The following is a 15309-nucleotide window of genomic DNA, read 5'->3' as shown; positions in this document are numbered from 1 at the left end:
GCGAGTACTGCGTTTACTGCGACAAGCCGGTTGCGGCCGTCGCCGCGAACCGGGTGGGTCCCGACTTCTCAGCCTCCGCGGCGCGTCCGTCGATGTACGCCCACGCCGCCTGCTTCGCTCGCCGGATGCGCATGGCGCCGCGTGCTTCCCGGCGGCCGCAGTGAACGACTGGCGAGGACAAGCCCTGTTCGTGCTCATCCTGCTCGCGCTTCTTGCCGTGATCGTCGTCGGCACCCACTGACCCCCGTCCGGCCGCGCACATCCCTGGCAGGACCGCGACCGGACGGGCCGCACCTCCCCAACACCACGAGGAGGCACCACCCATGAGTACCACCATCTCGCCCGGCACCGCGCTGAAGTTCGCGTGGCTGGAGGTCACCGGCTTCTGCAACGAACGCTGCGACCACTGCTACGCGGACTCCGGGCCCGACCAGGGCCACGGCTCGATGACGGTCGCGGACTGGGTGTCCGTCATCGACCAACTCGCCGCGATGGGCGGCATGGATGTGCAGTTCATCGGGGGCGAGCCCACCCTGTACCCGCACTTGCCCGAGCTGATCGCGCACGCGGCCGGCCGGGGGCTCGGCGTCGAGGTCTTCTCGAACATGACCCACATCCGGCCCGAGGTCTGGGAAGCCATCACCGCGCACGGCGCCAAGCTCGCTACCTCGTACTACAGCGACGACGCCGCCGAGCACGACTCGATCACCCAGCTCCGGGGCGCTCACCGCAAGACACGTGCGAACGTGGCGAAGGCCGTCGGCCTCGGGATCCCGATCCGCGGCGGCGTCGTCTCCCTCCGCGAGGGGCAGCGTGCGATGGAGGCTGTCACCGACCTCCAGTCCATCGGTGTCGAGCAGGTCGGCGGTGATCGCATCCGCGCGTTCGGCCGGGCCAGCGCCGGGGCCCGCCCGCTGATCAAGGATCTCTGCGGGCACTGCGCGCACGAGAAGTGCGCGATCGGCCCGGACGGCGCCGTGTGGCCGTGCGTCCTGGGCAGGTTCATCGACGTCGGCAACGTCCGCGAGGAGGCGCTCGCCGACATCTGGACCGGCGACCGTCTCTCCCAGGCACGCGCGGACATCGCAGCCGTCCACGGCCCCGGCGCCGCCGCGTGCGCGCCGCCCCAGTTCCTTCCGATGTGCGGTCCGTGCGGGCCATGTGTGCCGTCGGTGGGGCACTGCGACCCGGAGGAGGCGCCACTCGGCGCCGCTACGATCACCACCACCTGACCGCCTGACCCTGGAGGACCCGCGATGGACCCGCACGGCGACCACATGCTGAGCTGGCCGGCCCCGCCCGGACAGGAGCGGACCGAGGAGCAGTGGGCGGCCATCGCCGGGCAGGTCCGGCACGCCGTGAACAAGCTCGGGCCCGCGCTGCCTGCCTGCTTGCCGGGTGAGCCCCGGCAGTGCGGGCGGTCCGCGCAGCAGCACGCGTTGGCTTGGGCCGCCGAGCTGAAGGCCCGCTCGCACCACCTGATCGAGGTGTACGCGCCATCGGCAGAGGCCGCGAGCTACGCGGCTGGGCCACTGTTCAAGGAACGGCTAAGCGCCCTGCGCGAATTGGCCGTGTGAGACCGCCCCGGCCGGGCCCCCTTCCGGCCGGGGCTACTCCCTGACCAGATGTGCGAGCGGTACGCCGATGGCGTCCGCGATGAGGATGAGCGTGTCGAGGAGCGGGGAGGCCTGGCCTTGCTCGATGCGGACGTATGAGGCCCGGTCCATCCCGCCGGCGCGGTCGGCGACGACCTCTTGCGTCAGCTTCCTGTCCACCCGGGCCGCCCGGATCTGCGCGGCGATGCGCCGTCGTCTGACGATGACGTGAGCGGGTACGGGGTGAGCACGAGACACCCGTACACGCTGGCGTGATCATGAATGGATGTATGTAGGGTGCACCCTACATACGTGATTCCGGACGCCCGGCCTCCACATACCCCCCAAGCTCCCCCCGCGCCTCGCGCGATCAGGGGTGAGCAGGACGGCCCGGCCGGCGTTCGTACATCCGCCGAGCGCGCCCGTCCTGGCCCCGATTCCGATCGGGGCGGCCGCCCGGTCCCCATTGCGGGGCCGGGCGGTTTAACGTAGGCATCGAGAAGGCCCCCGGCGACACATGCGCCGGGGGCCTTCCGCCTGTACGCCGGGCCTCCCCGCCACAGCGCACAGAATCCGAGCGGCGTACATCTGGCGCGCGTGGGGAGTCGCACCGGCCCCGCTCTCCTGCACCATAACCCGATGATCTGCCAGTTGTATGCCCCCAGATGGGTGATGACCGAGGGCATCCGGGTGGCGATGTGGCGTCGATGTGGCGTCCGGCATGAGAAAGGCCCCCCAATCGAACACGACCGGGGGGCCAAATACAGGCTCTCACCTGCTACTTCCTACTGGTGGGCGCGGACGGTTTCGAACCGCCGACATCTGCTTTGTAAGAGCAGCGCTCTACCCCTGAGCTACGCACCCGTGGATGAGTGGACAGCCTACATGGCGGGCACACCCCCCACGCAAACCCGTTTCCGTGGGGGAGAATGGACCGGGGCATGGCGGACGAGCGGACGCGGCACGAGAGAGGCATTGTGACGACGGCATCCCGGCGGTGGTTCGGTGGGCGGGACGAGAGTCGGCGGGCGGACGCGCAGGCGGCGAAGGATGCCGCCGCCGCCGCGTTCTACGAGCTGGATACGGCGCAGCGGGATCTGCGGATCTCCATCGAGACGATCGCCGCGGCGGACGGGTCGCCCGCCGCTCTGCAGGCCACGGAGGGGTTCGCCGCGCTCGGGCGGCGGATCGACCAGGTCAGCCATGTCTACATCGAGGCCGTGGACGCGCACGATCTGGATCGGGCGGAGCTGGAGGCCTCGGTCGCCACGCGGGCGTGCGACCAGCTGACCCGGGCGCGCGATGAGCTGGTGCGGGTCAAGGGGGAGCTGGAGCGGTTCGCGCAGGGGTTGCAGCCGTTGCTGGACAAGGCCGAGACGCAGCTCGCCCGGGTCGCGCCGGCCCGGGAGCGGGCCAAGGCCGCGCTGATCGCAGCCAGTGACGCGCTGGACGCCGTACGGGCCAAGGGGATGCGGGCCGATGACCTGGCGGCGCGGCTGGCGGCGCTGGGGCCGGAGCTGACCAAGCTGAACCAGGGCGCGGGCCGGCACGGGGTGCAGGAGACCGTGCAGCGCGCCGACCGGATCCTGCGCGACGCGGAGGCGATACGGGTCGAGGCGGCGCGGCTGCCGGAGCGGGCGGCGGAGATCGACCGGCGGTTGGTGAGCCTGCGGACGCGGGCGCAGGCGTTGCGCAACCGGGCGGACCGGGTGGATCCGGTACTGAGCGAGTTGCGCCGGCGGTTCACGGCGGCGTGCTGGCAGGACCTCCAGCACGTCCCTGACCAGGCGGTACGGGATGTCGCGGAGGCCGAGGACCGGCTCAAGGAGGCGGGCCGGGCCCGGGACGAGCAGCGCTGGGCCGACGTGGGGACGCTGATCGAGGCGGTCCGTGCCTCGCTGGACGCGACGGACGAGGCGGTGTCGGCCGCGCAGGACCGGCTGACGCGCCTGGAGGCGGTGGCGCGGGATCCGCAGGCGGAGGTGGACCGGACCCGCTTCGCGATCCGGGACGCGCAGCGGCTGGCGATGGCGGGCCGCAGCGTGCCCGATCCGCGGCACGCGCGGCCCCTGGACGACGCGGTGGCACGGGTGGGCCGGGCGCTGGCGGCGCTGGACGGGCGGCATCCCGACTACTGGCATTTCCTGCAGGAGATGGAGGAGGTACGGATGGCGGTGGGCCGGGTGGTGGCGGACATGCGGGCCGAACGCGGCGTCGGGTGAGGCCGGAGTTGTCCGGCCGGAGTTGTCCGGGAGTGGGCGTCGGCGGATGCTGGAGGTTCCGGGAACGGAGCAGAGGAGGGCGGTATGGCTGCCCACATTTTCCACAGGCCGCGTGCGTTCCGCACACGCCAGGCACCCCCCGTACCGCATGAGTCTCATGAGTCTTACGTGTCCCATGCGCTCTACGGGTGCACCGAGCCCCATGAGAACTACGCGCCGTACGTGCCCCATGAGCCTTATGCGTCCAACGAACCACCACAGGTCTCCCACCCGGTGCTGCGACGCGTTCTGAATCCCGTCAATGCCCGGCTCGACGAGCATCTGCCCACCGATCACAAGCTCAGCAAGATCTACCGGGTCGGCGCCGGCCTGACCGGGCTGCTGCTGGTCGCCTTCGGCATCCTGGGCCTCATCGACCGGATCGGGTTCTTCGACACCGGTGGAGACACGGTGCTCGCCCTGAACACCAACGGCGCGCTGAGTGTCCTGTCGATCTGTATCGGGGGGCTGTTGTTCGTGGGGATGGTGATCGGCGGAACCTTCGCCTCCACCCTGAACATCGTGCTCGGTGTCGCGTTCATCCTGAGCGGATTCGTCAATCTCGCCCTGCTGGACAGCGATTTCAACTTCCTGGCCTTCCGGATCCAGAACGTGCTGTTCAGCTTCGTCGTCGGCGTGATGCTGATGTGGTTCGGGATGTACGGGCGGGTGGGCAGCGCCCTGCCGCACGACAATCCGTACTGGCGGGCCCGACACCCCGAGCAGGCGGCCCTGGAGGACCGCACACGGGCCGGCGCGGCCAGGGCAGCGGCCAGGGCAGCGGCCAGGGCGGGGAGCGCGGGGAGGGCCGGAGGGCCCGTATCGCAGCGGAGAGGGCGCGCATGACGCACCGGAGAGGGCGCCCGTAGCGCTCAGGAGCCGGCCCCGCTTAGCCTGTGCGCATGCCTCGATACGAATACCGCTGCCGGACCTGCGACGACACCTTTGAGGTCAGCCGGCCCATGGCCGCGTCCTCCGCGCCCGCCGACTGTCCCGCAGGTCACGCCGACACCGTCAAGCTGCTGTCCGCCGTCGCCGTCGGTGGGACCAGCAGCGCGCCCGCGCCCGCCCGGGCGGCAGGCGGCGGGGGCTGCTGCGGTGGCGGCGGCTGCGGCTGACACGCCCTGGCCAGCGCCCTGGCTAGCGCTTGCGCGAGAAGGTCAGGCCGTCCGAGATCGCCAGGAGGACGGAGTCCATGCGCGGGTCCGCCGAGACGTGCTCGTTGAAGGCGCGGACGCCCGCCGCCGAGCCGGTGGCCGACTCATCGAGGACCGTGCCGTGGAACAGCGTGTTGTCCGTGACGATCAGGCCGCCCGGACGCATCCTCGGCACGAGCTCCTCCCAGTAGGCGATCTGGCTCTCCTTGTCCGCGTCCACGTAGGCCATGTCGATGTGGGGTTCGGCCGGCATCGCGCGCAGGGTCTCCAGCGCCGGCGCGATGCGCAGCTCGATGCGGTCCGCGACGCCCGCCTTCTCCCAGGCCTCCCTGCCGTACGCCGTCCACTCCTCGGAGATGTCGCAGGTGATGAGGCGGCCGTCCGCGGGCAGCGCCTGGGCCATCGACAGGGCCGAGAAGCCGGTGAAGGTGCCGACCTCGACGACGTGGCGCGCGCCCGTCAGCCGGACCAGGAAGGCCAGCAGCGGCCCCTGCTCCTGCGCCGACTGCATGCCGGCGACGTCGGGGAACGTGGCGTAGGTCGTCGCCACCAGCTCCCGCTGGACCGCGTCCAGCGGGGGGTTGTGGTCGAGCATGTACTGGTAGAGCTCGTCCGTGATCTTGGTGCTGTTGCCCTTGGTCATGCGCCCAGTGTGCCGAGTCGGCCCGCCTCGCGGGTCAAAGCGCGCACGATTTCCTCGCCGGCGAGGACACCCGCCGCGGCCAGGGCCGTCACCGTCGGCGCCGTCCAGGCCGCGTCGGCCAGTTCGCCGTGGCCGGGGCGCCATCCGGCGTCGGCCGCCAGCAGCAGGTCCGCGTCCAGGAGGGAGTCTCCCGCGGCGAGGGTCGCGGTCGCTCCCGTACGGCGGGCGACCTCGTGCATGGCCGCGCTCTTGGTGAGCGGGCGCGGGACGGCGTAGATCTTCCGGCCCTGGAGCGAGATCGTCCAGCCGCGGCTCTCGGACCACTCCGCCAGGGACTTGAGCCATTCGTCCGGGACCAGGGCGCGTTCGACGACGAGGTACGCGAAGAGGTCCTCCGCCACGCGCGCCTTGCGCAGCCACGCCGGGTCGGCCACGGCCAGCAGGTGTTGGTGGACGTCCTCCAGCGGGGCGCAGTCCCGCGCCAGGTGCGCCGCGACCTGCCGGCGCCAGTCCCGGTCCGGGACCCCGTCGACGAGCAGCTGCCCGCCATTGGCGCAGATGGCGTACGCGGCCGGGCGGCCGGGGAAGCGGATGCGCTGGTACTGCTTGCGCGTACGGGTGGTGGTGGGCACGAAGACCACCGAAGGATCGGCCGTCAGCTCCGCCAGCAGTCCCGCCGCCGTCTCCGTCATGTAGGACAGCGGCTTGCTCTCGTGGACCTCGACGCACAGCAGCCGTGGGGCCACCGAGTCGGGCATGGTCAGACCGAGGGCGGCCGCCGAGTAGATGAGCGTACGGTCGAGATCACTGGCTACGAGGACAGTCACTTCGAGGCCACAGCCTTTCCGTCGGCGCCGGTGGCGCCGCGCGTGTATCGGGGGTGGATGAGTCCTACGCACGTGTAGGGCAGCCCGTCGACCTCTTCCACCGGGACGCCGCGCTGCTCGGCGAGCAGCCGTACGTGGTCCAGGTCGGCCCCGGCGCCGCGCTGCGCCAGGATCTTCCACGGCACCCGGCGCAGCAGGACGCGGGTGGTCTCGCCGACGCCGGGCTTGACGAGGTTCACGTCGTGGATGCCGTACTCCTCGCTGATCCGCTCGACCGCCGCCCAGCCCTCCCAGGTCGGTGTGCGGTCGGCCGCGAGCAGTTCCTTGACCTCCTCGTCGACGGCGTCGGCCACCTGGTCGAAGTGGGCGGCGACGGTGTCGACGAAAGCGACGGAGACGTCGGCTCCGGCGAGCTCGCGGTAGAACTTCGCGCCGTGGAAGTCGGCGGGACCGACCAGGTCGGACCTCAGAACCGTACGCGAGATGAGACCGGACACGGTGGAATTGAGACAGGCCGAGGGGATCAGGAAGTCCTCGCGGGTGCCGTACGTCGACACGCACGAGCCGGGATCGGCGAGGACGACGATCTCGGGGTCGAAGCCCGGGTACTGCTCCAGGGCGACCTTCAGCTCGCGGGTGATGGCGCCCTTGCCCGTCCAGCCGTCCACGAAGACGACGTCGGCCGGGTCGTGGTGGGCGGCCAGCCAGCGCAGGGCGTTGGCGTCGATGCCGCGGCCGCGCACGATGGAGACGGCGTAGTGCGGCAGGTCCAGGCCGTGCCGGGCGCGGGCCCAGCGGCGCATCAGTACGCCGACGGGGGTGCCGGCGCGGGCCAGGGAGACCAGGACCGGGGAGGGGGAACGCTCGGCGAGGACGGTCTCGGTGACCGTGCCGACGGCGCGGGCCATCCGGGCGGCGGAGGCGGTCAGCGCGCTGCGGTAGAGCTCCTGGTACTGGCGGGACGGCTGGTACTCGACCGGCAGGGACTCGGCGTAGTGGGCGCCGCCGGCCTGGATCGCCTCCTCGCGCTCCTCGGTCGGGGCCTCCAGCTCGACGTCGGAGAAGTCCTGGAGCAGCCAGCCGACGTCCTCGGGGGCGTACGAGGAGAAGGCGGGGCCGCGCAACGGCTCGGGCATGATCGGCTCCAGCTCCCGCCGGTCGGGTATGTAGGACGGGACGACGGCCAGCACGACGCGGCCGGTGTGCGGGGCGAGGGCCGCGAGCAGGCCCGCTTCCAGTTCCGGGGTGTCGCCGGCCGAGTCGACGACGGCGACGACGGTGTCGAAGCCGGCGCCCGCGACGTTGTAGGCGTAGCGGTCGCCGGGGCCGTCGGCCGGGGCGTCGTGGGCCGGGAAGACGAGCCGGGTGCGGATGGCGTAGCCGGGGTCGTCGACGGCGAGCACCGGCGAGCGGGTGGTGGTGGAGAAGCGGACCTCGCGGGCCGCGCCCACCTCCTCCAGGGCCTTGGCGAGGCGCAGCGGCGCGTACATCAGCTCTTCGTTGCCGAGTACGAGGACCCGTGCGGCTGCGGCGCCGAGCGCGGCGGAGAGCTGGCGGGCCAGGGTGGGCAGGGCCTCGTTCAGCGCTGCGCGGTGCGCGGGGGTGAAGCCGTGGCGGCCGCCGTCCGGGAGGCCGGTGGGCCAGTCGAGCGAGACGCGCGTGATCGGCCGCGGGCCGTCTGCTGGGGCTCCGCCCCAGACCCCGCGCCTCAAACGCCGGCGGGGCTGGATTTGCCCGGCAGGGGCCTCCGTGTGCGCCTGGGGCTCCGTCTGGCTCTCGTACTCCTCGACCAGTGCCCGGCCCTTCGCCAGGACGCCGTCCGGGAGGGTGACCGTGCCCGAGGCGAGGGCGATCAGGTCCACGCGCGCGCCCAGGTCGGCGGCGAAGGCGGTGAGCCGGTCGCGGTCGGCCGGGGAGCGCATGTCGACGAGGGCGACGACCACGTAGTGCGCGCGGGGGTGGCGGGCGTGCAGGTCACGGATGGTGTTGAGGACCGTGTTGCCGGTGGAGAACTCGTCGTCGACGAGGACCAGCGGTCCGCTGCCCGCGAGCAGCGTCGGGTCCTCGGGCAGCAGCAGGTGCGAGGTGGCGTGCGAATGCGCCTCCTCGAAGCCGCCGGCGGGCTCCACGCCCGGCACGGGCCGGCGGGTGGAGTGCAGGTAGGGGGCGGTGCCCAGGCCGTCGGCCACGCAGTGGCCGAGCCCGGTGGCGGTCTCGGCGTAGCCGAGGACCACGGCCGCCCTGGCCGCGTCCTCGCCGAGCAGGGCCCGTACCCGTTCGCCGAGGCCGTACCCGGCGGCGTACACGACCTCCGGGGCCTGCGGGACGTGCTTGCCCAGCACCTGCGAGACCAGCAGGTGCGCGCGCTTGGGGTTGCGCCGCAGGGCCAGTCCGAGCAGCTCCGTGAGCTGCGGACCCTCCTCGGAGTCCTGCAGGCTCACGCCCAGCCGGTCCGCGACCCAGGTACCCGACCACACCGCTTCGATCGTCTTGCCTTTCCTCGTCATCGGCGCCGTCACCAGCGTGTTCACACCTGGAGTCCGGCCGTGAGCAGGTCGACGAAGCCGACCTCCTCCTTCGCCACACCGAAGACCTCGGCGCGCAGCATGGTGCGCTCGGCCCAGGCCCGGTGGGGCTTCACCTCGTTCATCTTGTTCGTATAGGCGGAACGCATCACTCCGCCACCGCCGCGCTCGGGCCGCAGGATGTCCTGGGCGTCGCAGAACTCCTCGTGGGAGACCACGGACAGCGCGTGCACCGGCGTGACGTGGGCGGGGTGGATGCAGGTCTTGCCGAGCAGGCCGTTGGCCCGGTCGAGTTCGATCTCGCGCAGCAGGCCGTCCAGGTCGTGCTCGATCAGTGCGGTGCGCAGCTCCTCCACGCCCTCCTCCAGGAAGGGGCTGCGGCGCAGCTGGGGCTTGAAGAGGCGCTGCTGGCTGCGGAAGTACTCCCAGACGGGGCCGGTCACGGTGAATCCGGTGCCGTCGGCGCGGCTGAGGACGTTGACGACGTCCGCGATGACGCCCGCGACGATCTGGACGTCGTAGGCGGTCATGTCGGGAGTGCGCCGCAGGCCGTAGGCCGAGCAGAAGTCGGTCACGCCGAGCCGCAGGGCCAGGACCCGCTCGCGGTGGCTGTTGACCGTACGGGAGATGCCGGCCAGGGTCTCCACGCGCGTTTCCAGGTGGAGGAGGCCCGGGGTCTCCAGGACGGGCATGGCATACAGACGGGGCTGTCCGCTGGCGGCCTCCGCCTGGGCGACGGCTTCCAGGAAGGCGATCCCGCGGCTCTCGTCGAACTTCGGGAGCACGAATCCGGCCAGCTGCCGTACGGAGCCGCCCAGGCGGCGCACCAGGTCGGGTATCTGCTCGGGCGTGCGGACGCGGATGAAGAGCAGCGGGAGCTCCGCGCCATCGCCGTCGAGCTCGGAGAACTGCCGGACGAGGTTCTCCTCGGCGCCGGCGACATCGGTGTCGCTGATGGAATCCTCCAGGCAGAGGACCATGGAGACGACTCCGCGGCCGGCCTGCTTGCGGATGTCCGCGGCGAGCGAGGGGCGGGTGGCCGGACTGTAGAGCGTCGCTCCGAGCGCCGCCGCGAGGACACGGGCCGGTGAGGCTCCGGTGAATTCCGCCGGTTCCTGATGGAAGAGGTCCTTACGGACGGTGGGCGTTATGTGCCCAAAGTGACGCATGTGCTTCCCCCGTACTGCCTCGGCGGCCCAACTGGCATGGCCGGTAATAGTACGTACGAACGTGAGTCAAGAGTTCCTCAAGCACATGAAGTTCAGGTAACCCTCTTGCACCATGCCCAGCTCTGGCGTTCGAGACAAGGCCCTACGGGGGGCCGCATTGTCCCGCTCCACCCCGGGAGGGCAGGATGACGTGCATGACGCACGCGATGCAGAAGGGCTCGAACATCCCGGTGGCCGCCGTGGCGGTCCGGGCGGTGCTGCGCTGGACCGGCGGCCCCGAGGTTCCGGACGTGGACGCCTCCGCGCTGCTCGTGGGCCCGGACGGCCGGGTGCGTTCGGACGAGGACTTCGTCTTCTACAACCAGCCCCGGCACCCCTCCGGGGCCGTCTGGCGACTCGGCAAGAAGCAGCTCGGCGACGCGGTCACCGACGCCGTCCAGGCGGACCTGCGCACCGTGACCCCGGCGGTGGACCGGATCCTGGTGGTCGCCTCGGCCGAGGACGTCCCCTTCCGCCGGGTCCACGACCTGCGGATCCTCCTCTACGACGCCGGCGCGACCGGCGGCTCCGAACCGCTGGCCCACTTCGACGTACGGCCCGAGACCGGCGCCGAGACGGCGTTGATCTGCGGCGAGCTGTACCGCCGGGGCGAGGGGTGGAAGTTCCGCGCGCTCGGCGAGGGCTACTCCGACGGGCTGGTGGGCCTGGCGACCGACCACGGGATCTCGGTCGACGAGAACGCCGCCGAGCCCGCCGAGCCCGCCGAGTCCGCCGGGCCGGCCCCGGCCGGAGCCGCCGCGAGCGGAAGCATGTCCGGGGGCGCGGGCGGGCCCACCGCGGAGCAGACGGCGGCGATGGCCCCGCCGGCCCCGCCCACGCAGGCTCCGCCGGCCGTCCAGCCCGCCTACGGGTACCCGCAGCCGGTGTCCCCGGCGCCGGTGCCGGGGCCGGGCGGCGATCCGTCCTTCCGGCTGCCGGTGCAGGGGCCGCAGTTCATCCGCCGCTGACGTCGCCGCGCCCCGGGGCTCCGGTCAGCTCTTGGTGCTCTTGTAGCCCCGCCCCCACTGGAGCCCCCAGCCGTACAGCCGGTCCAGCTCGGCCTGGAACCCGTACACGAACTTCACCTCGCGCCGCACGACGAGCTCGCCCTTGACCTTCTCCAGGGAGACGACCGCGCAGGAGCGGGCCTGGGGGTGCCGCTCGTCCAGCGGGATCTCGATCCGCGGCCCCGTCACGGGGTAGAGGGTCACCATGGCGTGCGTCCGGTCGAAGGCCGGGGTCTGGTCGTAGATGTAGACGAAGATCAGCAGCCGCTTGATCTCGTCCGCGTGGTCGAGATTGACGTAGAGGGTCTCCCCCGACGCCGAGCCGAACCGGTCGTCCCCGCTGAGCTTGACGAACGGCGGGTCGTTGAGGTCGCCCAGCAGGTTCCCCAGCGGCTGCACGGCGCCGCGGGTGCCGTCGGTCAGTTCGTACAGGCAGCCCATGTCGAGGTCGACATTGACCATGCCCTGGGTGTGGGCCTGCACCATGTCCGGCTTGAACAGCTTGAAGGGGTGCCGGAAGAGCTGGCCGCTCTGGCCGGAGCGGCCGCCGATGTCCGAGGTGCGCATGCGCCAGGACAGGTTGACGCGCAGATTGCCGTGGACGGCCCCCTGTTTGGTGAGCGACACCGTCGAATGTCGCTTCGTCAGCTCGATCGCGTTCGACGAGGCGCTGCCCGACTGGAACTGCACGGCCCGGCTGCCCAAGATGCCGTCGAAGAAGCCCATCCCCTACCCCCCTGTCCCCTGGTGCCCTGGTCCCGTTGAAGCCTACGGAAACGGGGCGGCCCGCCGGGTCCGTCGACCCGGCGGACCGCCCCGCAGTTGAGCGTTCCGCATTACCGCCGCGATCATGCCTCGGCGGCGGAACCCTCCAGTTCCAGGCGCTTGTTGCGGCGCAGCGAGGACCAGAAGGAGCCGGCGATCAGCACCACGCCGATGAGGCCGGTGATGATTTCGCTGATCTCGTGCTGGATGGTGATCAGCAGGATGACCGCGAGCGCGCCGATCGCGTAGTGCGCGCCGTGCTCCAGGTAGACGTAGTCGTCCAGCGTGCCCTGGCGGACCAGGTAGACCGTGAGCGAACGGACGTACATGGCGCCGATGCCGAGGCCGAGCGCCATCCAGAAGATGTGGTTGGTGATGGCGAAAGCGCCGATGACCCCGTCGAAGGAGAACGAGGCGTCGAGGACCTCCAGGTAGAGGAAGAGGAAGAAAGCGGCCTTGCCGGCCAGGCCGACGGCGGAGACGGGCTTGCCCGCGGCCTGGGCCTTCTCCTCCTCCTCGTGCTCGCGCTCCTCTTCCTCCTCCAGCTTGTTCTCGAAGAACGAGGACAGGCCGCCGACGATGAGGTACGTGATCAGGCCGGCGACGCCGGCGAGCAGCACGGTGGCGGACTTGTCCGCGTGGCCGGTGCTGGTGTGGGCGTTGACGGCGAAGGTCATCGCCGAGACGAGCAGCGCGATCAGGGCGATGCAGACCGACAGCATGTCGACCTTGCCGAGCTTGGCCAGCGGACGCTCCAGCCAGGCGAGCCACTTGTGCTCACGCTCGTCGAAGATGAAGTCGAGGAAGATCATCAGCAGGAACATGCCACCGAAAGCGGCGATGGCCGGGTGGGCGTCGGTGACCAGGGCCTCGTACTGCTCGGGGTGGTCCAGCGCCAGTTGGATGGCCTCGATCGGGCCGACCTTGGCACTGATGGCGACGATCGCCACCGGGAAGACCAACCGCATTCCGAAGACGGCGATCAGGATGCCGACGGTGAGGAAGATCTTCTGCCAGAAGGCGTTCATCTTCTTCAGGATTCCGGCATTGACGACCGCGTTGTCGAAGGACAGCGAGATCTCGAGGATCGACAGGATCAGTACGACCCCGAACGCCTCCCACCCCCACTGCCACGCGGCAAAGGCGAGGCCGAGCGCCGTGATGGCGAACGACCAGCCGAAGGTTTTCAGAACCACTGGCACCTGGCACCCCATGCGTCTTGGTACGGCTTTACGAAACGTTGACCCCGAAGTCTAGAGCGATGCCCCTGAGCCCCGACGCGTACCCCTGCCCCACGGCACGGAACTTCCACTCGGCCCCGTACCGGTAGACCTCGCCGAAGATCATCGCGGTCTCGCTGGAGGCGTCCTCCGAGAGGTCGTAGCGGGCCAGTTCCTGGCCGTCGGCCTGGTTCACCACGCGGATGAAGGCATTGCTGACCTGCCCGAAGCTCTGCCGGCGGGAGTCCGCCTCGTGGATCGAGACCGGAAAGACGATCTTGTCCACGCGCTCCGGCACCTTAGTGAGGTCGATGATGATCGACTCGTCGTCGCCGTCCCCCTCGCCGGTGAGGTTGTCCCCCGTGTGTTCGACGGAGCCCTCGGGGCTCTTGAGGTTGTTGTAGAAGACGAAGTACTCGTCCCCCAGCACTCGGCCGCTGTTGCACAGCAGCGCGCTGGCGTCCAGGTCGAAGTCGGCGCCCGTGGTCGAGCGCGCGTCCCATCCGAGCCCGATCAGAACCCTGGTGAGGTTCGGTGCGGCCTTGGAGAGGGAGACATTGCCCCCCTTGGCGAGTGTGACGCCCATGTTGTGGTCCTCCCCGGACGACGGTGTGGCGGTGTGCCGCGTGCGGCAGTGCGGCAGTGCGGCGCGGTCTGCAAGGCGAAGCCGTCGGGCCGTGAGGCCGTAAGGCCGGTGAAGCGGGTCCGGCGCCGTACACACTGTGCACGGCGCCGGACGGATGAACTGCTTTCGGACTCAGACGTTGACGCCGAAGTCCTGCGCGATGCCGCGCAGGCCGGAGGCGTAACCCTGGCCGATGGCGCGGAACTTCCACTCCGGGCCGTTGCGGTACAGCTCGCCGAAGACCATGGCGGTCTCGGTCGAGGCGTCCTCGGAGAGGTCGTAGCGGGCGAGCTCGGTGTTGTCGGCCTGGTTCACGACGCGGATGTACGCGTTACGGACCTGGCCGAAGCTCTGCTGGCGGCTCTCGGCCTCGTAGATCGAGACCGGGAAGACGATCTTGGCGACATCGGCCGGGACACCGGCCAGGTTCACCTTGATCGCCTCGTCGTCGCCCTCGCCCTCGCCGGTGGTGTTGTCACCGGTGTGCTCGACCGAGCCGTCGGGGCTCTTCAGGTTGTTGAAGAAGACGAAGTTCGCGTCGCTGGTGACCTTGCCCTGGTCGCTGGTCAGGATCGCGCTGGCATCGAGGTCGAAGTCGACACCGGTGGTGGTGCGAGCATCCCAGCCCAGACCGACGATGACCGCCGTCAGGTTAGGCGCGGCCTTGGTCAGCGAGACGTTGCCGCCCTTGCTGAGGCTGACTCCCACGGGTCCTCCATTGGGTTCTGTGTGGGGCGGTGCCCCGTCGTGCGGTTGCTACCGGATCAACGTTTCGATCCTAGTGACGGGTTCCCGCCTGTAAGCGGTTTTCGCAGGGATCTGCCGCGAACCGGCGTGCGGCCCGCGCAGGAACGCTCAGAGGCTGTCGAGCGCCTTGATGTACTCGTTCAGGTCACGCGCGTCCGGCAGCCCGTTGACGACAGTCCAGCGCACCACGCCGTCCTTGTCGATGATGAAGGTGCCCCGGACCGCGCATCCCTTCTGCTCGTCGAAGACCCCGTACGCGCGGGAGGTCTCCCCGTGCGGCCAGAAGTCCGACAGCAGCGGGTAGTCCAGGCCCTCCTGCTCCCCGAAGACCCGCAGGGTCGGCACGGAGTCGTTGGAGACCGCGAGGAGCTGGACGTCGTCGTTCTGGAAGCGCGGCAGCTGGTCGCGCAGCTCGCACAGCTCGCCGGTGCAGACGCCGGTGAAGGCGAACGGGTAGAAGAGCAGCACCACTGCCTTCTCCCCCCGGAAGTCGGAGAGCCGCACGGTCGCGCCGTGGTTGTCCTTGAGCTCGAAGTCCGGGGCCTTGTCGCCGACCTCGATCGCCATCTCTCGCATCCCTTCGTTCCTGCATTTCTGCATTTCTGCATGGGGCTGTTCGGGTGAGTCAAAGCCTAGGGGGTGTCCACGCGGGCCCGGTCGGGGCGGTGCCGCGTACGCACACGCCCCGCCGACCGGGGTCACCTGGTCGGCGGGGCGTGTGTCCGCATG

16 protein-coding genes and 1 tRNA gene are annotated in these 15309 nt (G+C 70.6%); 6 read left to right on the top strand and 11 right to left on the bottom strand.

All coding sequences use genetic code 11. From position 1 onward, the window contains the following. The first annotated feature begins 323 nt into the window (after positions 1-323). Both ACZ4TV_RS21865 and ACZ4TV_RS21860 read left to right on the top strand, forming a co-directional pair. Entirely contained in the window at positions 324-1232 is a 909-nt protein-coding gene (locus ACZ4TV_RS21865) for a radical SAM/SPASM domain-containing protein (RefSeq protein ID WP_468136363.1), read from the top strand. 24 nt (positions 1233-1256) lie between these two features. Then, on the top strand, positions 1257-1577 hold the full coding sequence (locus ACZ4TV_RS21860) for a hypothetical protein (protein ID WP_468136362.1): 321 nt from the start codon (positions 1257-1259) through the stop codon (positions 1575-1577). 33 nt (positions 1578-1610) lie between these two features. On the opposite strand, the gene ACZ4TV_RS21855 is transcribed toward ACZ4TV_RS21860, so the two are convergent. Beyond that, on the bottom strand, positions 1611-1853 hold the full coding sequence (locus tag ACZ4TV_RS21855) for a helix-turn-helix domain-containing protein (protein WP_468136361.1): 243 nt from the start codon (positions 1851-1853) through the stop codon (positions 1611-1613). Positions 1854-2384: 531 nt separating this feature from the next. Continuing rightward, positions 2385-2459 (bottom strand) — tRNA-Val (locus ACZ4TV_RS21850). 65 nt (positions 2460-2524) lie between these two features. On the opposite strand from ACZ4TV_RS21850, the gene ACZ4TV_RS21845 reads away from it, so the two are divergent. The 3 genes from ACZ4TV_RS21845 (at position 2525) to ACZ4TV_RS21835 (ending at position 4974) form a co-directional block, all read left to right on the top strand. Next, the gene (locus tag ACZ4TV_RS21845; RefSeq protein ID WP_468136360.1) at positions 2525-3817 is read left to right on the top strand and encodes a hypothetical protein; all 1293 of its coding nucleotides are present in this window, start codon (positions 2525-2527) and stop codon (positions 3815-3817) included. Between the two features lie 273 nt (positions 3818-4090). Beyond that, positions 4091-4702: a DUF4383 domain-containing protein gene (locus ACZ4TV_RS21840; protein WP_468136528.1), complete on the top strand. Its 612-nt coding sequence runs from the start codon at positions 4091-4093 to the stop codon at positions 4700-4702. A gap of 56 nt (positions 4703-4758) precedes the next feature. Further along, positions 4759-4974: an FmdB family zinc ribbon protein gene (locus ACZ4TV_RS21835; protein WP_468136359.1), complete on the top strand. Its 216-nt coding sequence runs from the start codon at positions 4759-4761 to the stop codon at positions 4972-4974. A 22-nt stretch (positions 4975-4996) separates the two neighbouring features. Here the strand turns inward: ACZ4TV_RS21835 and ACZ4TV_RS21830 are convergent, their stop codons facing one another. The 4 genes from ACZ4TV_RS21830 to ACZ4TV_RS21815 are packed head-to-tail and all read right to left on the bottom strand — an operon-like array spanning position 4997 to position 10177. After that, positions 4997-5656, bottom strand: a complete 660-nt coding sequence (locus ACZ4TV_RS21830) for an O-methyltransferase (RefSeq protein ID WP_468136358.1) — start codon at positions 5654-5656, stop codon at positions 4997-4999. Next, positions 5653-6483 (bottom strand): HAD family hydrolase, encoded by an 831-nt coding sequence (locus ACZ4TV_RS21825; protein WP_468136357.1) that lies wholly within the window; start codon positions 6481-6483, stop codon positions 5653-5655. Before ACZ4TV_RS21825 ends, ACZ4TV_RS21830 begins: the two co-directional genes overlap by 4 nt. Then, on the bottom strand, positions 6480-8990 hold the full coding sequence (locus ACZ4TV_RS21820; RefSeq protein WP_468136356.1) for a phosphoribosyltransferase: 2511 nt from the start codon (positions 8988-8990) through the stop codon (positions 6480-6482). Before ACZ4TV_RS21820 ends, ACZ4TV_RS21825 begins: the two co-directional genes overlap by 4 nt. Positions 8991-9010: 20 nt before the next feature. Continuing rightward, the gene (locus tag ACZ4TV_RS21815) at positions 9011-10177 is read right to left on the bottom strand and encodes an HpcH/HpaI aldolase/citrate lyase family protein (RefSeq protein WP_468136355.1); all 1167 of its coding nucleotides are present in this window, start codon (positions 10175-10177) and stop codon (positions 9011-9013) included. Between the two features lie 194 nt (positions 10178-10371). On the opposite strand from ACZ4TV_RS21815, the gene ACZ4TV_RS21810 reads away from it, so the two are divergent. Then, entirely contained in the window at positions 10372-11184 is an 813-nt protein-coding gene (locus ACZ4TV_RS21810; protein WP_468136353.1) for a TerD family protein, read from the top strand. 24 nt (positions 11185-11208) lie between these two features. On the opposite strand, the gene ACZ4TV_RS21805 is transcribed toward ACZ4TV_RS21810, so the two are convergent. The 5 genes from ACZ4TV_RS21805 to ACZ4TV_RS21785 all read right to left on the bottom strand — a co-directional run bounded on the left by ACZ4TV_RS21805 (position 11209) and on the right by ACZ4TV_RS21785 (position 15147). Further along, positions 11209-11949: a TerD family protein gene (locus ACZ4TV_RS21805; RefSeq protein WP_468136351.1), complete on the bottom strand. Its 741-nt coding sequence runs from the start codon at positions 11947-11949 to the stop codon at positions 11209-11211. A gap of 122 nt (positions 11950-12071) precedes the next feature. Continuing rightward, positions 12072-13184: a DUF475 domain-containing protein gene (locus ACZ4TV_RS21800; RefSeq protein ID WP_468136527.1), complete on the bottom strand. Its 1113-nt coding sequence runs from the start codon at positions 13182-13184 to the stop codon at positions 12072-12074. 34 nt (positions 13185-13218) lie between these two features. Continuing rightward, entirely contained in the window at positions 13219-13794 is a 576-nt protein-coding gene (locus tag ACZ4TV_RS21795) for a TerD family protein (protein ID WP_468136349.1), read from the bottom strand. 171 nt (positions 13795-13965) lie between these two features. Then, on the bottom strand, positions 13966-14541 hold the full coding sequence (locus ACZ4TV_RS21790; RefSeq protein ID WP_468136348.1) for a TerD family protein: 576 nt from the start codon (positions 14539-14541) through the stop codon (positions 13966-13968). Between the two features lie 147 nt (positions 14542-14688). Then, a complete protein-coding gene (locus ACZ4TV_RS21785) occupies positions 14689-15147 on the bottom strand; it encodes a peroxiredoxin (protein WP_468136526.1) in 459 nt (152 codons plus the stop codon). Positions 15148-15309: the final 162 nt, after the last annotated feature.

Source organism: Streptomyces sp. NPDC028910, assembly GCF_055564955.1.
This window is presented reverse-complemented; position numbering and strand designations above follow the sequence as displayed.

Excerpts from the sequence above, each read along its gene's own strand:
- ACZ4TV_RS21865 (WP_468136363.1), top strand. The coding sequence starts at position 324 with ATGAGTACCACCATCTCGCCCGGCACCGCGCTGAAGTTCGCGTGGCTG.
- ACZ4TV_RS21860 (WP_468136362.1), top strand. The coding sequence starts at position 1,257 with ATGGACCCGCACGGCGACCACATGCTGAGCTGGCCGGCCCCGCCCGGA.
- ACZ4TV_RS21845 (WP_468136360.1), top strand. The coding sequence starts at position 2,525 with ATGGACCGGGGCATGGCGGACGAGCGGACGCGGCACGAGAGAGGCATT.
- ACZ4TV_RS21835 (WP_468136359.1), top strand. The coding sequence starts at position 4,759 with ATGCCTCGATACGAATACCGCTGCCGGACCTGCGACGACACCTTTGAG.
- ACZ4TV_RS21830 (WP_468136358.1), bottom strand. The coding sequence starts at position 5,656 with ATGACCAAGGGCAACAGCACCAAGATCACGGACGAGCTCTACCAGTAC.
- ACZ4TV_RS21820 (WP_468136356.1), bottom strand. The coding sequence starts at position 8,990 with ATGACGAGGAAAGGCAAGACGATCGAAGCGGTGTGGTCGGGTACCTGG.
- ACZ4TV_RS21815 (WP_468136355.1), bottom strand. The coding sequence starts at position 10,177 with ATGCGTCACTTTGGGCACATAACGCCCACCGTCCGTAAGGACCTCTTC.
- ACZ4TV_RS21810 (WP_468136353.1), top strand. The coding sequence starts at position 10,372 with ATGACGCACGCGATGCAGAAGGGCTCGAACATCCCGGTGGCCGCCGTG.
- ACZ4TV_RS21805 (WP_468136351.1), bottom strand. The coding sequence starts at position 11,949 with ATGGGCTTCTTCGACGGCATCTTGGGCAGCCGGGCCGTGCAGTTCCAG.
- ACZ4TV_RS21795 (WP_468136349.1), bottom strand. The coding sequence starts at position 13,794 with ATGGGCGTCACACTCGCCAAGGGGGGCAATGTCTCCCTCTCCAAGGCC.
- ACZ4TV_RS21785 (WP_468136526.1), bottom strand. The coding sequence starts at position 15,147 with ATGGCGATCGAGGTCGGCGACAAGGCCCCGGACTTCGAGCTCAAGGAC.